This window comes from Methylobrevis pamukkalensis (assembly GCF_001720135.1).
GTDB lineage: Bacteria > Pseudomonadota > Alphaproteobacteria > Rhizobiales > Pleomorphomonadaceae > Methylobrevis > Methylobrevis pamukkalensis.
Genome location: NZ_MCRJ01000002.1, coordinates 37,630 through 53,984, shown reverse-complemented (window position 1 = coordinate 53,984; position 16,355 = coordinate 37,630). Strand labels below are relative to the sequence as shown.

Sequence of the window (16,355 nt, the reverse complement as noted above, 5' to 3'; positions counted from 1 at the left end):
TGTCGTGCCTTGCGCCCCTGCGGGCAGACTCAATGCGTATCCACCAGATCCCACCGGCGTTCGATCCGGTCGATCCGGACCTCCTGCCGGTCAAGGCGCCGGTGTATGCCGGCCGTATTCTCTTCAAGGCCGATGACGCGCACCTTGACCCTGGACATCGTCGATCAGGCGATCGACCTCCGTATCGATGCGGCGGAGCAACACGAGAAGGACATTGTCTGGATCATCAGCCATGTCCATCTCCTCATGCCGCGCCCGCCGGTGTCGCCCTACTCCGCCGCGACCGGGAACCGGCGGGCCCTGGAATCGATCCGCGCCTCGATCACGTCGCGGAAATTCTTGATCAGTCCCTGAATCGGCCAGGCCGCCGCATCGCCGAGCGCACAGATGGTGTGGCCCTCGATCTGCTTGGTGACCTGGAACAGCATGTCGATCTCGCGCTTTTCCGCCTCGCCGGTGACGAGACGTTCCATCACGCGCCACATCCAGCCCGTGCCCTCGCGGCAGGGGGTGCACTGACCGCAGCTCTCGTGCTTGTAGAAGTGCGCGAGCCGGGCGATCGCCTTGATGACGTCGGTTGACTTGTCCATGACGATCACCGCGGCGGTGCCAAGACCCGAGCCGAGGTTGCGCAGGCTGTCGAAGTCCATCGGACAGTCGATGATGCTCTCGGCCTTGATCATCGGCACCGACGAGCCACCTGGAATGACCGCAAGGAGATTGTCCCAGCCGCCGCGGATGCCACCGCAGTGCTTGTCGATCATCTCGCGGAAGGGCACGCCCATCTCTTCCTCGAAGGTCGCCGGCTTGTTCACGTGGCCGGAGACGCAGAAGAGCTTGGTGCCGGTGTTGTTCGGGCGGCCGAGGCCGGCGAACCAGCCGGCGCCGCGGCGCAGGATGGTCGGGGCGACGGCGATCGATTCGACGTTGTTGACCGTGGTCGGGCAGCCGTAGAGGCCGACGTTGGCCGGGAACGGCGGCTTGAGGCGCGGCTGGCCCTTCTTGCCCTCGAGGCTTTCCAGCAGCGCGGTCTCCTCGCCGCAGATGTAGGCGCCGGCGCGTGGTGGACGTAGAGATCGAAGTCCCAGCCCGAGCCACAGGCGTTCTTGCCGAGGAGACCGGCCTCGTAGGCCTGGTCGATCGCCGCCTGCACCCGCTCGCGTTCGCGCACGAACTCGCCGCGCACGTAGATGTAGCCGACGTGGGCGCTCATGGCGAAGCCGGCGACCAGGCACCCTTCCACGAGGGTGTGCGGGTCGTGGCGCAGGATCTCGCGGTCCTTGCAGGTGCCGGGCTCGGATTCGTCGGCGTTGACGACCAGGTAATGCGGACGGCCGTCGTTTTCCTTCGGCATGAAGGACCATTTCAGACCGGTCGGGAAGCCGGCGCCGCCGCGGCCGCGCAGGCCCGACGCCTTCATCTCGTTGATGATCCAGTCCCGGCCCTTCAGGATGATGTCCTTCGTGCCATCCCACTGGCCGCGCTGGCGCGCGCGTCGAGGCCCCAGTCGTGGAAGCCGTAGACGTTGGTGAAGATGCGGTCCTTATCGGTCAGCATGACATCGGATCCTGTGGATTTCAGAGGGGCCTGCCGCCGCTGCCGGTCGTGCCGGCCCCTTCTGACGATCATCTTCCGCGTTTCAGGTCATCATCCGGGCGGAACCGTTCCGTCCGGCCGTGTCGTTCCTCAGGCCGCTTTTCGCCGTCCTTGTCGGTCGGGCGCCAGCCGCCGGACAGCCGCCCGGCCTGCTCGATCCACTTGTCGCGCACCGCGCGGCCGCGGAAGGCACCGAGATGCTGGTCGATCCAGCGCAGGTTCATCTCGTTCCAGCCGGCGATCTGGTCGAAGTGGTAGACGCCGAGCTCGTGCAGCAGCGTTTCCAGCTTGGGGCCGACGCCCCAGATCAGCTTGAGATCGTCGCCGGTGCCCTCGCGCGGGGCGGACATGAGCGCGGGCTTGAACTCGTCCGGCACCGTCTCGTCGCCGCTGGCCAGATCGGCCCCCGCGGTGCGGGCGATCTCTTCCTCGGTCCGTTCCTCGCCGCCGGGCCGGCCGGCGTTCTGGGCGCGGGCCTCGGGCGTCGCCGGGTCGGTCGGGGTCTGGGTCGAGGCCGGGGGGGCCTCGGCCACCATCACGTCGTCATGGTGATCGTCCTGCGCGGGCGCGGGGCGGCGGCGATAGAGATCGGGGTCGGTCAGCGTCGTCGCGCCGCCCGCCGCCGCCGAGAAGTGGCGGCCGTTCTGCGGGCCCGGCGTCGGCATGTCGCCGGCAGCGATGGTGTCGAGGATCGCCTCGAAGCTCTCCGGCGTCAGGTCCTCGTAGGTGTCCTTGACGATCTGGATCATCGGCGCGTTCACGCAGGCGCCGAGGCATTCCACCTCTTCCCAGGAGAAGTCGCCGTCGGCGGACAGCTCGAAGGCATGGGGGGAGATGCGGCGCTTGCACACCGCCAGCAGGTCTTCCGACCCGCGCAGCATGCAGGGCGTGGTGCCGCAGACCTGGATATGGGCCTTGCGGCCCACCGGCGCCAGCTGGAACATCGTGTAGAAGGTCGCGACTTCCAGAACCCGGATGTAGGGCATGGCGAGATAGTCGGCGATCGCGCGGATCGCCGGCTCGCTGACCCAGCCTTCCTGAAGCTGGACCTGCCACAGCAGCGGGATCACCGCGGACGCCTGCCGGCCTTCCGGATATTTCTTCACGCAAGCCTCGGCGAAGGCCAGCGTCTCGTCGGAGAACGCGAAGCTTTCGGGCTGGACGTGGTGCAGACGACGGACGGCCATCAGCGGTCAACCTCTCCGAACACGATGTCGAGCGAGCCGAGGATCGCCGACACGTCGGCGAGCATGTGACCGCGACACATGAAGTCCATGGACTGAAGGTGGGCGAAGCCCGGAGCGCGGATCTTGCAGCGGTAGGGCTTGTTGGTGCCATCGGCGACGAGATAGACGCCGAACTCGCCCTTGGGCGCCTCGACGGCGGTGTAGACCTCGCCGGCCGGAACGTGGAAGCCCTCGGTGTAGAGCTTGAAGTGGTGGATGAGCGCTTCCATCGAGCGCTTCATCTCGCCGCGTTTCGGCGGGGCATACTTGCCGTTGACCGTGGTCACCGGGCCGCGCTCGACGCGCAGCTTCTGGATGCACTGCTTCATGATGCGGACCGACTGGCGCATCTCCTCGATGCGGATCAGGTAGCGGTCGTAGCAGTCGCCGTTCTTGCCGATCGGGATGTCGAAATCCATCTCGGCGTAGCACTCGTAGGGCTGCGACTTGCGCAGGTCCCAGAGCGCGCCGGAGCCGCGCACCATCACGCCCGAGAAGCCCCAGGCCCAGGCCTCCTCGAGGCTGACGATGCCGATGTCGACGTTGCGCTGCTTGAAGATGCGGTTGTCGGTGAGCAGGCCCTCGATGTCGTCGAGGGTGGTCAGGAACGGATCGCAGAACTCCCAGATGTCCTCGATCAGCGCGTCGGGCAGGTCCTGGTGGACGCCGCCCGGCCGGAAATAGGCCGCGTGCATGCGGCTGCCGGAGGCGCGCTCGTAGAAGACCATCAGCTCCTCGCGGGGCTCGAAGCCCCACAGCGGCGGCGTCAGCGCGCCGACGTCCATCGCCTGCGTGGTGACGTTGAGGAGATGGGAGAGGATGCGGCCGATCTCGGAGTAGAGCACACGGATCAGCTGGGCGCGGCGCGGCACCGGGATCTTCGCGAGCTTCTCGACCGCGAGGCAGAAGGCGTGTTCCTGGTTCATCGGCGCGACATAGTCGAGCCGGTCGAAATAGGGCACCGCCTGCAGGTAGGTCTTGGTCTCGATCAGCTTCTCCGTGCCGCGATGCAGCAGGCCGATATGCGGATCGACGCGGTCGACCACCTCACCGTCGAGTTCGAGCACGAGGCGCAGCACGCCGTGCGCCGCCGGGTGCTGCGGGCCGAAGTTGATGTTGAAGTTGCGGACTTCGCTTTCAGCCATCTTGAGCTTCCTGCCTCGCGGCGGAGGTTGTCTTGGTTCCGACCGGTCTCGGTTCGCTGTCCAGCGCCTTGACGAGCCTCTCGTTCGACGTCCCGCCGCGGCGCCCCTTCAGGGCGTTCGCGGCCGGATCCTGTTCAGTTCGCCTTCTCGTCGCCGGGCAGCACGTAATCGGTGCCTTCCCAAGGCGACAGGAAGTCGAAGTTGCGGAATTCCTGGTTGAGCCGGACCGGCTCGTAGACCACCCGCTTGGCCTCGTCTCGTAGCGCACTTCGACGAAACCGGTGGTCGGGAAATCCTTGCGCAGCGGATGCCCCTCGAAACCGTAGTCGGTGAGGAGGCGGCGCAGCTCCGGATGTCCGGTGAAGAGAATGCCGTAGAGGTCGTAGGCCTCGCGCTCGAACCAGTCGGCGCCCGGGAAGATCGGGGTGATCGAGGGCACCGGCGTGACCTCGTCGGTCTCGACCTTCACGCGCAGGCGCAGGTTCAGCGTCGGCGACAGGAGATGGGTGACGACGTCGAAGCGACGCTGGCGCGCCGGATAATCGACACCGCACAGGTCGACGAAGCTGAAGAAGCGGCACTGTGAATCGTCACGCAGGAAACGCAACACCGACAGCACGTCGGCCGCCGGCACCGTCAGGTTCAATTCTCCGTGCACGATCTCGACCGAAACGCGGGCCGGGCCCAACGCCTGCTCGATATAGCTGCCGAGTTCCTTCAGGCTCTCGTCCATGGAGTCTCGCGTCCTTGTCCAGTCGGTCCGGGTCCAGCCAGGCTGGGTCCTGTCGGTCGCGGCGGGCGCGGGATGCGCCGTGCCGCAGGGTCGTCAGCGTTCGATCGTGCCGGTGCGGCGGATCTTCTTCTGGAGCAGGAGCACGCCGTAGAGCAGCGCTTCCGCCGTGGGCGGGCAGCCGGGCACGTAGATGTCCACCGGCACGATGCGGTCGCAGCCGCGCACCACCGAATAGGAGAAGTGGTAGTAGCCGCCGCCGTTGGCACAGGAGCCCATCGAGATGACGTAGCGCGGCTCCGGCATCTGGTCGTAGACCTTGCGCAGGGCCGGGGCCATCTTGTTGGTCAGCGTCCCGGCGACGATCATCACGTCGGACTGGCGCGGCGAAGCGCGCGGGGCGAAGCCGAATCGTTCCGCGTCATAACGCGGCATCGACATCTGCATCATCTCGACGGCACAACATGCCAGACCGAAGGCATCCACATCAGCGAGCCGGTGCGCGCCCAGTTGATGAGATCGTCCGTCGCCGTGACGAGGAAGCCCTTGTCGGCGAGCTCGTCGTTGATCTGCAGGAAGAACGGATCGTTGGCGCCGACCGGCTTGCCGGTGGCGGGATCGATCACGCCCTTCGGAGCCGGGGCAATGAGGGTCGGCTGACCGGTCAATCCCATTCCAGTGCTCCCTTTTTCCATTCGTAGATGAAGCCGATCGTGAGCACGCCGAGGAAGACGATCATCGACCAGAAGCCGAACAGGCCGATGTCGCCGAAGGCACCGCCCACGGGAACAGGAAGGCCACCTCAAGGTCGAAGATGATGAACAGGATCGACACCAGATAGAAGCGCACGTCGAACTTCATGCGCGCATCGTCGAAGGCGTTGAAGCCGCATTCGTAGGCGGACAGCTTCTCCGGATCCGGATTCTGGAAGGCGAGCAGGAAGGGCGACACCAGGAGGGCGAGGCCGATCAGCAGTGCCACGCCCATGAAGACCACGATGGGAAGATATTCCCGAAGAAGCTCGTCCATTCTGCCCTGCCCTGGACTGGTACCGGATCGGAGGGGAGGACAGTGTGTCGCAGCCCGTCGATGCCAGACGACTATTCATCGGCTGGGCGCGACAGGTCAACATCACCGCCCCGGCGCACCCTCCCGCCTGTCGGCCGGATGCACGTCTCGTGGCCGACCACTATCTCACGCCCTGCGGTTTCGCAAGTGCGCAGACACGCTGCAATTCTTTCCCCGGCGACCATATCGGTTGAAGGCGGACAGGCCTTCTGCTACGCGCCGATCCCGCGATACGATACGGGTCGCGCAAGGTGTTTTTCCGTTCCGGGCAGACCGGCGTCCCCCCGCCGAATCCCCTGCTCCGGCCCCCTCCCCGCATGGCGCCGTCCGGGGTCCGGGATCTTACTCATGACGCCTGCCGGGAAACCGCTCATGCCCAGACTGCCGACCCTCGAAGACATTCGCGCCGCCGCCGCCGACATCGCCGGCCAGGTGATGCGCACCCCGCTGGTGGCGGCCCCGCGGCTGTCGCAGATCACCGGCTGCGAGATCTTCGTCAAATACGAGAACATGCAGGTCACCAACGCCTTCAAGGAGCGCGGGGCGCTGGTGAAGCTGCTGGCGCTGCCGGAGGCGGACCGTCGGCGCGGCGTGATCGCCATGTCGGCGGGCAACCACGCGCAGGCGGTCGCCTACCACGCGGCGGGGCTCGGCATCAGCGCCAAGATCGTGATGCCGGTGACGACGCCGCACGTGAAGGTGCAGGCAACCGAGGCCTTCGGGGCCGAGGTGGTGCTCGAGGGCGAACTCGTGTCCGACGCGCAGGTGGCCGCAGCCCGGATCGCCGTGGAGGAGGACCGGGTCTGGGTCCATCCCTATGACGACGTCGACGTGATCCGCGGCCAGGGCACGATCGCGCTGGAAATGCTGGAGGACCGGCCCGATCTCGACGCGATGGTCGTGCCGGTGGGCGGCGGCGGCATGATCGCCGGCATGGGGATCGCGGCCAAGGCGCTGCGTCCGGACATCGCCGTGATCGGCGCGGAAACGCGGCTCTATCCGGCGATGTGGGCGAGACTGCGTGATCTCGACCAGCCCTGCGGCGGCAACACGCTGGCCGAGGGCATCGCGGTTCGCAACGTCGGGGAGCTGACGCTGGAGGCGGCGCGGCAGGTGGTGGACGACATCATCCTCGTCGACGAACCGGCGATCGAGCGCGCCGTCAGCCTCTATCTCACCGCCCAGAAGACGATCGCGGAGGGGGCGGGTGCGGCCGGGCTGGCGGCCGTGCTGACGGAGCCCGAGCGCTTTGCCGGGCGCAAGGTCGGCCTCGTCCTGTGCGGCGGCAACATCGACCCGCGCCTGCTCGCCTCGGTGCTGATGCGCGAACTCGCCCGGGAGGAGCGGATCGTCGCGATCCGCATGAACCTGCCGGATCGTCCCGGCGTGCTCGGCGATCTCTCCACGCTGATCGGCGGGCGCGGCGGCAACATCCTCGAGGTCTCGCACCGGCGCACCGTGCTCGACATCCCCGCCAAGGGCGCCTCGCTGGACATCACCTTCGAGGCCCGCAACGGCCAGCACGCCGAGGAAGTCTGCGAGGCGCTGCGGGCGCGCGGCTACGAGGTGACGCGGCTGTGACGTCTGCCGCTTTCCGGCGGGAGAAGGCGTTTCTCCGCCTTGACGAAGGTTTGCCCCGCGTCAATGCCCCCGGATCCGGCATTGCGACCGTCCGATCCACGACCATATAGATCGGGAGGGGTGCCACCCGGCGGAAGTGCCGTCGGTGGCCTGCTCCGGAACATGAGGAAGGACGCATGAGCCACATCGCGCCGGATATCGACTATCAGCCGGATCCGCTGACCGACCACCGCCTCTACAGCGGCGTGCGGACCCGCCGGTTCATGGCGTTCCTGATCGATGTGACCATTGTCGCGGTCCTGACCTTCATGGCCGGGATCGTCGTTTTCTTCATCGGCCTTGCGACCCTGGGGCTGGGCTGGGCGATCTATGCGATCCTGTGGCCGCTGATGGCGCTGCTCTACTGCGCCTTCACGCTCGGCGGGCCGAAGTCCGCGACCGTGGGGATGCGCGCCTTCGGGCTGGAGATGCGCCAGGTCGATGGCGGGCGGATGTCGCCGGGGCTTGCCGCCGTGCATTCGGTGCTGTTCTACGCCTCGGTGTCGATCCTGACGCCGTTCATCGTTCTCGTCGCGCTGTTCACCGATCGCAAACGCCTGCTGCACGATCTTCTGCTGGGCACCGTGGTGATCAACCGGCGGTAAGTGAAATTGTCCCTGGCCGCGCGGCGCACAATCTTTGCTGTCGCGCGGCAGAACGGGTCATGTCAGGATCATGATCGGATGGCGCGTGCGTCCACCGCACTCGCCCTTCGTCTTGCGGGAACGGTTGCGCTCGTGGGATCGGACGACGAATGACGCATCATCCGACTGACGCTCCGCAGTTCTATCTGACGGCCCCCTCGCCGTGCCCGTATCTGCCGGGCCGATTCGAACGCAAGGTGTTCACGCATCTGGTCGGGGACAGGGCCGCCACGCTCAACGACGTGCTGACCCAGGGCGGCTTCCGGCGCAGCCAGAACATCGCCTATCGACCGGCCTGCGAGAGCTGCCGGGCCTGCGTGTCGGTGCGGATTCTCGTCGACGAGTTCCGGCCGTCCAAGCGCTTCCGGCGCAATCTGGCGCAGAATGACGATCTTGTCGGCTGCGAGGCGCCGTCCGCCCCCACATCCGAGCAATACAGCCTGTTCCGCCACTATCTCAACGCCCGCCACTCCGATGGCGGCATGGTCGACATGAGCATGCTCGACTACGCGATGATGGTGGAAGACACCCATGTGGAAACCCGGCTGATCGAGTATCGTCGCCGTGGTCCCGACACGATGATCACCGGACAGGGCGCCGGGGATCTGCTGGCGGTGTCGCTCACCGACGTGCTCTCCGACGGGCTGTCGATGGTCTACAGCTTCTATGATCCCGACATCGCCTGGCGGGGTCTCGGCACCTTCATGATTCTCGACCACATCCGCCGCGCCCGCAGCCGCGGCCTGCCCTACGTCTATCTCGGCTACTGGGTCGAAGGCTCGCCGAAGATGAACTACAAGGTCGATTACCGGCCGCAGGAGCAGTTGATGCCACGCGGATGGGAACGCCTCGACTGACGGGCCGGCCATTCTTCAGGCCGGGTGAACGCAAAAAAGGCGCCGTATCCGGCGCCTTTTTCATCATCAGGATGAAGGCTGAAGCCTCCACACTTCGGACAGGGTGTCAGTCGGGAGCGTAGTTGCTCGAAACGGCGGACGTGTGGGGCAGCGTGTGCGAAGACGTGCGCTCCATCAGGCGAACATCGCTGTCCGAGTAGCCAGGGGTGTAAACGCCCGAACTGGCGGAGGCCTGCGCCGCCGAGCCATGGGTTCCGACCGCAGTGGTCGAAACCGCGGCTTCCTTCTGCTGCAGACGGATGTCGCTGGTGGAATAGCCGGGATGATAGGGGGCGGCCAGCGCGGCGCCGGAGACGCCGAGGACGAGAGCCGAAGCGAGCGTGACAATCTTGAAGGACATGGTCCATCTCCCGAAAATATCGATCATGACGTAACAGGGGGTCTCGCTGATGCGCGGCCACTGCCCTTACGATGATCCAGAGATAGGCCAACCCGAGGCATACGATTAGCCCCATAAATGGAAACAGTGTGATAAATCAATGTTTTATCATATGTTCGTGATGAATACTCACGACAAAATCACGGCATTGTGACAGTCAGTTCACCTGATCATGTTCCTTGCCAGCATCCGATGAGAGCCGTGCCGCGGCTTCCGATTGCATCGGCTTCGCGGGTGGGACACGGCCCGATCAAGGCGGACAAGCCTGCGCTGCGCGATGCGGACAACGCACCGCAAGGTGGGCCCGTGACAGCGGTCAGCCTTGAGAGACGAACCTTGCCGCCGTGATCCGAATCGCTTGCTGTCCCTTGCGAGATGACAGGCTCTGTTCCGGCTCACGACCGTCAGGGACACTGCAGAGACCCTACAGGCGCGGGGCGGAAGCCGATTGCAGAACCCCGGGCAGACCCGGCACCTGTCAGTTGCGCTCCTTCAGAAGCCGCGACTTCTCGCGGTTCCAGTCGCGCTGCTTCTCGGTCTCGCGCTTGTCGTGGAGCTTCTTGCCCTTGCCGAGGGCGATCTCGATCTTCGCGCGGCCGCGATCGTTGAAATAGATCTTGAGCGGCACGATCGTCATGCCGTCGCGTTCGACGGCGCCGATCAGGCGGTTGATCTGCCGCTTGTTGAGCAGCAGCTTGCGCGGCCGCTTGGTCTCGTGGTTGAAGCGGTTCGCCTGCAGATATTCGGGAATGAAGGCGTTGTAGAGGAAGATCTCCTCGCCCTTGGCCGCCGCATAGGCATCACCCAGCGTGCTGCGCCCGGCACGAAGCGACTTCACCTCCGTGCCGGTCAGCATGATCCCCGCCTCGATGACCTCGCCGAGTTCGTAGTTGTAGCGGGCCCTGCGGTTGTCCGCCACGATCTTGGCAATGGTTGAAACCGGCTTCGGGTTGGCCATGGGGTCTGTCTTGTCAGTTCACGAGGCCGGCATGCACCATCGCAGCGCGGATCGTCGTCTCGGTCGGCGCCGAGACGGGCACCAGCGGCAGGCGAACCTCGTTGCGGATCTTGCCGAGCTCGGACAGGGCGAACTTCGGGCCCTGCGGATTGGGCTCGATGAACAGCGCCTGGTGCAGCGGGAACAGCTGGTCCTGGATCGCCAGCGCCGCGGCATAGTCGCCGGCAAGGCAGGCTTCCTGGAACTGCGAGCAGAGCCGCGGGGCGACGTTGCTGGTCACCGAGATGCAGCCGTGGCCGCCATGGGCCATGAAGGCGAGCGCCGTGCCGTCCTCGCCCGAAAGCTGGATGAACTCCGGGCCCATCGCTGCCCGCTGGGCGCTGACGCGGTCGAGCTTGGCCGTCGCATCCTTGACGCCGACGATGTTCTTCAGCTCGAACAATCGCGCCATCGTCTCCACCGACATGTCGATGATCGAGCGCGGCGGGATGTTGTAGATGATGATCGGAATGCCGACGCGTCGTTGATCGCCTTGTAATGGCGATAGAGACCTTCCTGACCCGGCTTGTTGTAATAAGGCGTCACGACCAGCAGCGCATTGGCCCCGGCCTTCTCGGCGAAGACGGCAAGATCGATCGCCTCGGCGGTGTTGTTCGAGCCGGCGCCGGCGATGACCGGGACCCGGCCGGCCGCGGTGCGGATGCAGCGCTCGACCACGCGCTTGTGCTCGGCGTGGGTCAGCGTCGGGCTTTCGCCGGTCGTGCCGACCGGAACGAGACCGTGGGTGCCCTCGGTGATCTGCCAGTCGACGAAGGCCTCGAAGGCGGCTTCGTCGAACGCACCGTCACGAAACGGCGTCACCAGCGCCGTGATCGAACCCTTGAACATGTCCAGCCGTCTTCCTCTTGCGGCGACGGCATCGATCGCCCCCGCCGGATATCGCCGGGACAATAATCGGATGCCTCCGGCAGAACAAGCCGGCCCCGGGGGGAATATCTCCCCCTGCCCGCGGCCCGAACTGGCGAAATCTGCGGTTGCCCCCATATGTGGAGTTTGAAGGCGAGGGTCGTGACAGGCAGTATGGAGAACAACACACGGGATCGCGTCGGTGCCCCGGCAGGCACGCCGGACCGGACGTCCCATGCCGCGGAGGAGGCCATGGTCGTGGCAACGAGGCGGTGCGGCAAGGCGGAGGGCCGGTCCTTCCGGAGCCTCTCCTTGCGCCCCGTGGTTTGCGTCCTGCTGGCCTCGACCGTCCTTGCGACGAGCCCGTCGCAGGCCACGGTGCCCCTTCCCGTGCCGGCCCCGGCACAACGGCAGGCTGTCACTGCCGAAAACGCGGAGACGGCCGCCCTGCGGGCCGCGTTCGCCGCCATCGGCCGCCGCGACAGCGCTGCCTATCGCGATCTCGCTCCGCGCCTTGCGCCGCTCGACCGCCGCATCGCCGACTGGATCGCGCTGCGGCGCGATCTGCCGGGTCTGACCGTCGACGAGATCCAGCGCTTCGGTCGCGAGGCGCCGGCCTGGCCGTCCGCCGATCTCGTGCGCAGGCGGGCCGAGGCGGTGCTGTTGCGATCCCGCCCTGGCGACGCCGCGCTGATCGACGCCTTTTCGCGCCAGCCTCCGCTCAGCGAAACGGGCCGGCTGGCGCTTGCCCGGGCCCATCTTGCGGCCGGCGACCGGGAGAAGGCGGCTGCCGCCTTCGCACCCCTGTGGCGAGGAGCGACGTTCAGTCTCGCGCAGGAGCCGGTTCTGGCGAAGGAATTTGCGGCGGTTCTCACGCGCGCCGACCATCTCGCGCGCTACCGGATGCTGGTCTACGAGGATCGCCTGCGGCAGGCGCGGATCGTCGCCACGCAGCTCGGAGCGGACTGGAGTGCCCTGACCGAGGCGCGCTCGTCCGTCGTGGGCCGCCTTCCGAATGGCCGAAGGCTGCTGGACGCCCTGCCCGTCTCGGTGCGCACCGACCCGATCGCCCAGATCAGCCGCGTCGATCTCGCCCGCAGGGCCGACGACGATGTGGCGGCCGGCCGCATCCTTGCCGCCACCGTTCTGACGCCGGAAGACGATCCCGACCGGTGGTGGATCCAGCGCCGCATCGTCTCCAGGAGCCTTCTGGAGGAGGGGAACGCGCGCCTTGCCTACGAGCTCGCCGCCGCCCAGCGGGGCGGCACGGCCTTGACGCGCACCGAGGCGGCCTTTCACGCCGGATGGTATGCCCTGCGGTTCCTCGAGGACCCGGCGCGTGCGCTCGGACATTTCCGGCAGCTTTCGGAGATCTCGACCCGGCCGATCAGCCGGTCGCGCGCGGCCTACTGGCTGGGGCGCACCCATGATGCCCTCGGCGACAAGGCGGAAGCCCGGCGCCATTACGAAAGGGCTGCGGAAGACGTCACCACCTTCTACGGGCAGATCGCCGCGACCGGCCTCGGACGCACCCGGCTTGACCTGCCCCCTGCCCCGGAGCCGACGGCGGCCGACCATGAGGCCTTTGCGGCGAATGAACTGGTGCGCGCCGCGCAGCGGCTGACGGCCCTCGGCCGCGGCAGCGACGCCGCGCTGCTCTTCACCGAGCTTGCCCGCACGCTGAAGAGCCCCGGTCAGATCGCCCTTCTCGCACGCCTTGCCGAGGAGGGTGGCGCGCATCGCATCGCCCTTCAGGTGGGCAAGCTTGCGCACGATACCCATCCCGAGGCCGTTCCCCTCGCCTTCCCGCTGGAAGCGATTCCCGAAAGCGCCCGAACGGGCGGTGCCGTCGAGCCGGCCGTGGTCTACGCCATCTCGCGTCAGGAAAGTGCGTTCGATCCGGCCGCCGTTTCGCCGGCCGGGGCGCTCGGCTTGATGCAGCTTCTTCCCGGCACTGCCCGCGCGACCGCCGGCAAGCTCGGCACGGGTTACGCCACGTCACGGCTCACCACCGATCCGGCCTACAATGCCCGGCTTGGTGCGGCCCATGTGCGCGAACTCGCCGACCGGTTCGACGGCTCCTATGTGCTGGCGTTTGCGGCCTACAACGCCGGCGCGGGCCGGGCACGGGAGTGGATTGCCCGCTTCGGCGATCCGCGTGATCCGGCCGTCGACACGGTCGACTGGATCGAGAAGATCCCCTTCGGCGAGACGCGCAACTACGTGCAGCGGGTGATGGAGAACCTGCAGGTCTATCGCGCCCGCCTCGCCGACGCCCCGCTACAGATCACCGAGGATCTCGCGCGCTGATCAGGCACGGGAGTGCGGACGTCCACCGATCACCGCATGAGTCGGTCATCATTCCCGCCCATCCGTTTGAGCCAGCCGTCCGGACCGCGATCTCACTCTTGCCAGCACCTTTCAATCCGCCGAACGGCAGGACACCACGGATGCGATCCCCGCATCATGCGGTGCTCGCGAATCAGAGGTGTCGCCTGCGGACGCAAAAAGAAAAGGCCCGGGAAATCCCGGGCCTTTCCGTTCCATCTCGTGAGAGACAGATATTACCAGGTGCGGATCAGGCCGAGGATGGCGTTGAAGTTGCCATCGTCTTCGCCTTCGTCGATGTACTTGACTTCACCGGCGAGGGTCAGGCCCTCGGAGATGGTGTAGCCGACGCCACCGTTAGCTTCCCAGAGATCTTCACCGTCGGAGAAGCCGTAGAAGCCACCAGCGAACACGTTGACGTCAGACGTAACGTCGTACGACAGAGCCGCGCCGACGTAGACGACGTCCTCGTTGTCGCTGTCGTTGCCGTCGATGCCGTAGTAGGCGGCGCTCAGACGGGCATCGAAGCCCTCGGAGATGACGAAGTTGCCGGTCGCTTGACCAGGAACTCTTCGGTGGTGTCGTCGTAGGCAGCCGACAGGTCAGCACCGCCCCAGGGCTGGTCACCGATGCCGATGATACCAGCGACAGCAACGCTGTTGCCGTCAGCGTTGAGGTCGGTGACGAAGCCACCGTCGCTTTCGGAACCGTCCATGACCTGCACGCCGGCATACATGCCACCGCCGAGGTCATCAGCGAAGACGTTCAGCTGAAGGCCGCCACCGAGGATGTTGATGCCGTCGTCGTAGAAGTTGCCGTAGAGGACGTCGTCGTTGAACAGCGTGTCGCCGTCTTCGTTGTAGCCGACCAGGAGGTAGCCAACCTGAACGAAGGCCATCGACACGACGGCGTTGCCCTCGATGCCGGTGCCGCTCGAAATCTCGTCTTCAGACACGATGCCGCTGACGCTGCCGTCGTAGCTGTCCTTGCCGTACTTCACGCGGAAGAACGAGCGGACCGGGCCGAAGTCCGAAGCGGTGCGGGCGTCGAAGTCGACGCGGCCGTTGGCGAACCAGTGTAGGCGTCTTCGCCGTCTTCGCCTTCGTCTTCGAGATACTCGATACCGGTACGAACACGACCGCCGATCTTGAGGCAGGTCTCCATGCCCGGCATGACGAAGAAGCCTTCGCCGTAGGCGTCGCAAACCTTGACGTAGTAACGCAACCGGAACAACGGCTTCGCCCATCGCGTCGGCGGCAAGAGCGCCCGACGTCATGACGAGGCTGGCGGCAGTGCCGAGCAGAATGCTCTTGAGTTTCATGTCCTGACCTCCAAAGTCAATCATCTAACCTGCCGACCACCCGATGTCAGTCCGATCATCTGAGGATCGGCCGGCTATGAAGTCTTGTCGCCTCGCCTGTTGCGAGCTGCCACCCCTGACAGCCAGCGTTGCGACAGGTGAGCCCGGTTGCCCGAACTCGTGTTTTCACCATACGCATCGGCCCGGCCCGTTCAACGAGGAAGATGGCCGAGGAACCGCCGGAAAGGCCTTTTGAAACCCGTTGTTGCAGATATGTCACGAGCATTCCGGGGCGGATCGGCAAGAAGTAAAAGCGAGGTTAACGATGATGGGATCAGGACGAATTTATTCTTGTCCATCAATCATTTGTTAACCGGCTTGGCGGGGCGCCGGCGGATCTGCGCGCTGTCCTGCGTCGGGCCGATTACCGCGCATCCGCGAGCGCGGGCACGGCCTTCAGGTAGGCCGCCACGGCGGCCCGGTCCCCGGCGCCGAGGGCCGCGAAGTTCTCCTGCACGGCCACCATCGATCCGCCGAAGGTGTCGAAGTCGGGGGTGAAGCCCGATTCGAGCGCATAGGCGATGTCCTCTTCCGCCCAGCCGCCGATTCCCTCGTCATGCGGCGTGATGTTCGGGATGCGGCCCTTGCCCTCCGGATCTGGTGCGCCGGCCAGCCAGCGGGTGCGGTCAGGCCCGCCGAAGGCATCCCGCGGCGTGTGGCACTCGCCGCAGTGGCCCGGCCCCTCGACCAGATAGCGACCACGCGCCAGCAGATCGTTGTCCGCGGCAATGGCGAGGACGGGCGACGGGTCGAGATAGCGCCGCTTCCAGAGGCCGATCCCGCGGCGCACCGAGAACGGAAAGGCAAGATCGTGACCGGGGACCGTGTTCGTCACCGGCGGAAGCGTGCGCAGATAGGCGCCGAGATCGAGGACGTCCGGCAGCGTCATCCGGGCATAGGAGGTGTAGGGAAACGCGGGATAGAGGTGCCGCCCGTCCGGGCCGACGCCGTGCAGCATCGCCGTGGCAAATTCCGCCGCCGTCCAGCGGCCGATCCCGGTGTCCGGATCGGGGGAGATGTTCGGGACCCGGAACAGGCCGAAGTCGGTCCGCAGGTCCAGTCCGCCCCCCAGCCGCGTCTTGTCGGCGCCGACGGCGCCCGGCGCCGCATGACACGAGGCGCAGCTCCCGGCATGGAACATGCGCTCGCCATTGGCGAGATCGGCGACATGGGCGGGAAGGTCGGACGCGGCAAGAACGACGGGCCGGGTCAGCAGCCAGAACCCGGCGCCTCCGGCAACCGTCAGGGCGATGGCGGCTGCGACGAGCTTCCTCCACATGGGCGCTGTTCCTCCGGCTGCGATGCGTGACGCGTCCCGGAAAGGATGCGGTCAATCCGCCTGCAGGGCCAGTCGCAGATCCGTGATCGGCGGCCCGGCCGGGATCAGCCGGCCAGAAAACGAAAAAAGCCATCCGGACCTTTCGGGTCCGGGTGGCTTTTTGCTCTGCAGCTCGTCTGTCTGGGGTCAGCCGACGTGG

Annotated in this window: 12 protein-coding genes and 5 pseudogenes; 4 read left to right on the top strand and 13 right to left on the bottom strand. The window is 66.3% G+C overall.

Features of this window, described 5'->3' with window-relative positions; all coding sequences use genetic code 11:
• Positions 1 to 29: 29 nt before the first annotated feature.
• The 7 genes and pseudogenes from A6302_RS25070 to A6302_RS00935 form a co-directional block, all read right to left on the bottom strand.
• A complete protein-coding gene (locus tag A6302_RS25070; RefSeq protein ID WP_280938798.1) occupies positions 30 to 158 on the bottom strand; it encodes a hypothetical protein in 129 nt (42 codons plus the stop codon).
• A 111-nt stretch (positions 159 to 269) separates the two neighbouring features.
• Positions 270 to 1,557, bottom strand: a pseudogene (gene nuoF / locus A6302_RS00960) (NADH-quinone oxidoreductase subunit NuoF).
• A 68-nt stretch (positions 1,558 to 1,625) separates the two neighbouring features.
• The gene (gene nuoE, locus A6302_RS00955) at positions 1,626 to 2,783 is read right to left on the bottom strand and encodes an NADH-quinone oxidoreductase subunit NuoE (RefSeq protein WP_069305465.1); all 1,158 of its coding nucleotides are present in this window, start codon (positions 2,781 to 2,783) and stop codon (positions 1,626 to 1,628) included.
• Complete coding sequence (locus A6302_RS00950) at positions 2,783 to 3,967, bottom strand: NADH-quinone oxidoreductase subunit D (protein ID WP_069305464.1); 1,185 nt, start codon at positions 3,965 to 3,967, stop codon at positions 2,783 to 2,785. Before A6302_RS00950 ends, nuoE begins: the two co-directional genes overlap by 1 nt.
• 134 nt (positions 3,968 to 4,101) lie before the next feature.
• A pseudogene (locus tag A6302_RS00945) lies at positions 4,102 to 4,700 on the bottom strand (NADH-quinone oxidoreductase subunit C).
• A 93-nt stretch (positions 4,701 to 4,793) separates the two neighbouring features.
• Positions 4,794 to 5,371: pseudogene (locus A6302_RS00940) on the bottom strand (NuoB/complex I 20 kDa subunit family protein).
• Positions 5,362 to 5,726: pseudogene (locus tag A6302_RS00935) on the bottom strand (NADH-quinone oxidoreductase subunit A). The pseudogenes A6302_RS00940 and A6302_RS00935 overlap by 10 nt, the downstream one beginning before the upstream one ends.
• A 411-nt stretch (positions 5,727 to 6,137) precedes the next feature.
• Between A6302_RS00935 and A6302_RS00930 the strand changes: the two are divergent.
• The 3 genes from A6302_RS00930 (at position 6,138) to A6302_RS00920 (ending at position 8,886) form a co-directional block, all read left to right on the top strand.
• Entirely contained in the window at positions 6,138 to 7,346 is a 1,209-nt protein-coding gene (locus A6302_RS00930) for a threonine ammonia-lyase (protein ID WP_141703351.1), read from the top strand.
• Between the two features lie 176 nt (positions 7,347 to 7,522).
• Positions 7,523 to 7,990, top strand: a complete 468-nt coding sequence (locus A6302_RS00925) for an RDD family protein (protein ID WP_069305462.1) — start codon at positions 7,523 to 7,525, stop codon at positions 7,988 to 7,990.
• Positions 7,991 to 8,139: 149 nt separating this feature from the next.
• A complete protein-coding gene (locus tag A6302_RS00920; protein WP_069305461.1) occupies positions 8,140 to 8,886 on the top strand; it encodes an arginyltransferase in 747 nt (248 codons plus the stop codon).
• A gap of 106 nt (positions 8,887 to 8,992) precedes the next feature.
• Here A6302_RS00920 and A6302_RS00915 read toward each other — a convergent pair whose 3' ends face one another.
• The 3 genes and pseudogenes from A6302_RS00915 to dapA all read right to left on the bottom strand — a co-directional run bounded on the left by A6302_RS00915 (position 8,993) and on the right by dapA (position 11,171).
• Positions 8,993 to 9,286, bottom strand: coding sequence for a hypothetical protein (locus A6302_RS00915; protein WP_069305460.1), 294 nt, complete (start codon positions 9,284 to 9,286; stop codon positions 8,993 to 8,995).
• Between the two features lie 517 nt (positions 9,287 to 9,803).
• Positions 9,804 to 10,283: an SsrA-binding protein SmpB gene (gene smpB, locus A6302_RS00910; protein WP_069305459.1), complete on the bottom strand. Its 480-nt coding sequence runs from the start codon at positions 10,281 to 10,283 to the stop codon at positions 9,804 to 9,806.
• 13 nt (positions 10,284 to 10,296) lie between these two features.
• Positions 10,297 to 11,171: pseudogene (gene dapA, locus A6302_RS00905) on the bottom strand (4-hydroxy-tetrahydrodipicolinate synthase).
• Between the two features lie 339 nt (positions 11,172 to 11,510).
• On the opposite strand from dapA, the gene A6302_RS00900 reads away from it, so the two are divergent.
• Complete coding sequence (locus A6302_RS00900) at positions 11,511 to 13,499, top strand: lytic transglycosylase domain-containing protein (RefSeq protein WP_245293846.1); 1,989 nt, start codon at positions 11,511 to 11,513, stop codon at positions 13,497 to 13,499.
• Positions 13,500 to 13,753: 254 nt separating this feature from the next.
• Here the strand turns inward: A6302_RS00900 and A6302_RS21850 are convergent, their stop codons facing one another.
• From A6302_RS21850 to A6302_RS00890, 3 genes are all read right to left on the bottom strand, one after another.
• Positions 13,754 to 13,930 (bottom strand): hypothetical protein, encoded by a 177-nt coding sequence (locus tag A6302_RS21850; RefSeq protein WP_342586181.1) that lies wholly within the window; start codon positions 13,928 to 13,930, stop codon positions 13,754 to 13,756.
• A 98-nt stretch (positions 13,931 to 14,028) separates the two neighbouring features.
• Positions 14,029 to 14,838, bottom strand: a complete 810-nt coding sequence (locus A6302_RS00895; protein ID WP_425349094.1) for a porin — start codon at positions 14,836 to 14,838, stop codon at positions 14,029 to 14,031.
• A 403-nt stretch (positions 14,839 to 15,241) separates the two neighbouring features.
• A complete protein-coding gene (locus A6302_RS00890) occupies positions 15,242 to 16,156 on the bottom strand; it encodes a cytochrome c (protein WP_069305457.1) in 915 nt (304 codons plus the stop codon).
• Between the last annotated feature and the right edge of the window lie 199 nt (positions 16,157 to 16,355).

Excerpts from the sequence above, each read along its gene's own strand:
- A6302_RS25070 (WP_280938798.1), bottom strand. The coding sequence starts at position 158 with ATGTCCAGGGTCAAGGTGCGCGTCATCGGCCTTGAAGAGAATACGGCC.
- nuoE (WP_069305465.1), bottom strand. The coding sequence starts at position 2,783 with ATGGCCGTCCGTCGTCTGCACCACGTCCAGCCCGAAAGCTTCGCGTTC.
- A6302_RS00950 (WP_069305464.1), bottom strand. The coding sequence starts at position 3,967 with ATGGCTGAAAGCGAAGTCCGCAACTTCAACATCAACTTCGGCCCGCAG.
- A6302_RS00930 (WP_141703351.1), top strand. The coding sequence starts at position 6,138 with ATGCCCAGACTGCCGACCCTCGAAGACATTCGCGCCGCCGCCGCCGAC.
- A6302_RS00925 (WP_069305462.1), top strand. The coding sequence starts at position 7,523 with ATGAGCCACATCGCGCCGGATATCGACTATCAGCCGGATCCGCTGACC.
- A6302_RS00920 (WP_069305461.1), top strand. The coding sequence starts at position 8,140 with ATGACGCATCATCCGACTGACGCTCCGCAGTTCTATCTGACGGCCCCC.
- A6302_RS00915 (WP_069305460.1), bottom strand. The coding sequence starts at position 9,286 with ATGTCCTTCAAGATTGTCACGCTCGCTTCGGCTCTCGTCCTCGGCGTC.
- smpB (WP_069305459.1), bottom strand. The coding sequence starts at position 10,283 with ATGGCCAACCCGAAGCCGGTTTCAACCATTGCCAAGATCGTGGCGGAC.
- A6302_RS00895 (WP_425349094.1), bottom strand. The coding sequence starts at position 14,838 with ATGAAACTCAAGAGCATTCTGCTCGGCACTGCCGCCAGCCTCGTCATG.
- A6302_RS00890 (WP_069305457.1), bottom strand. The coding sequence starts at position 16,156 with ATGTGGAGGAAGCTCGTCGCAGCCGCCATCGCCCTGACGGTTGCCGGA.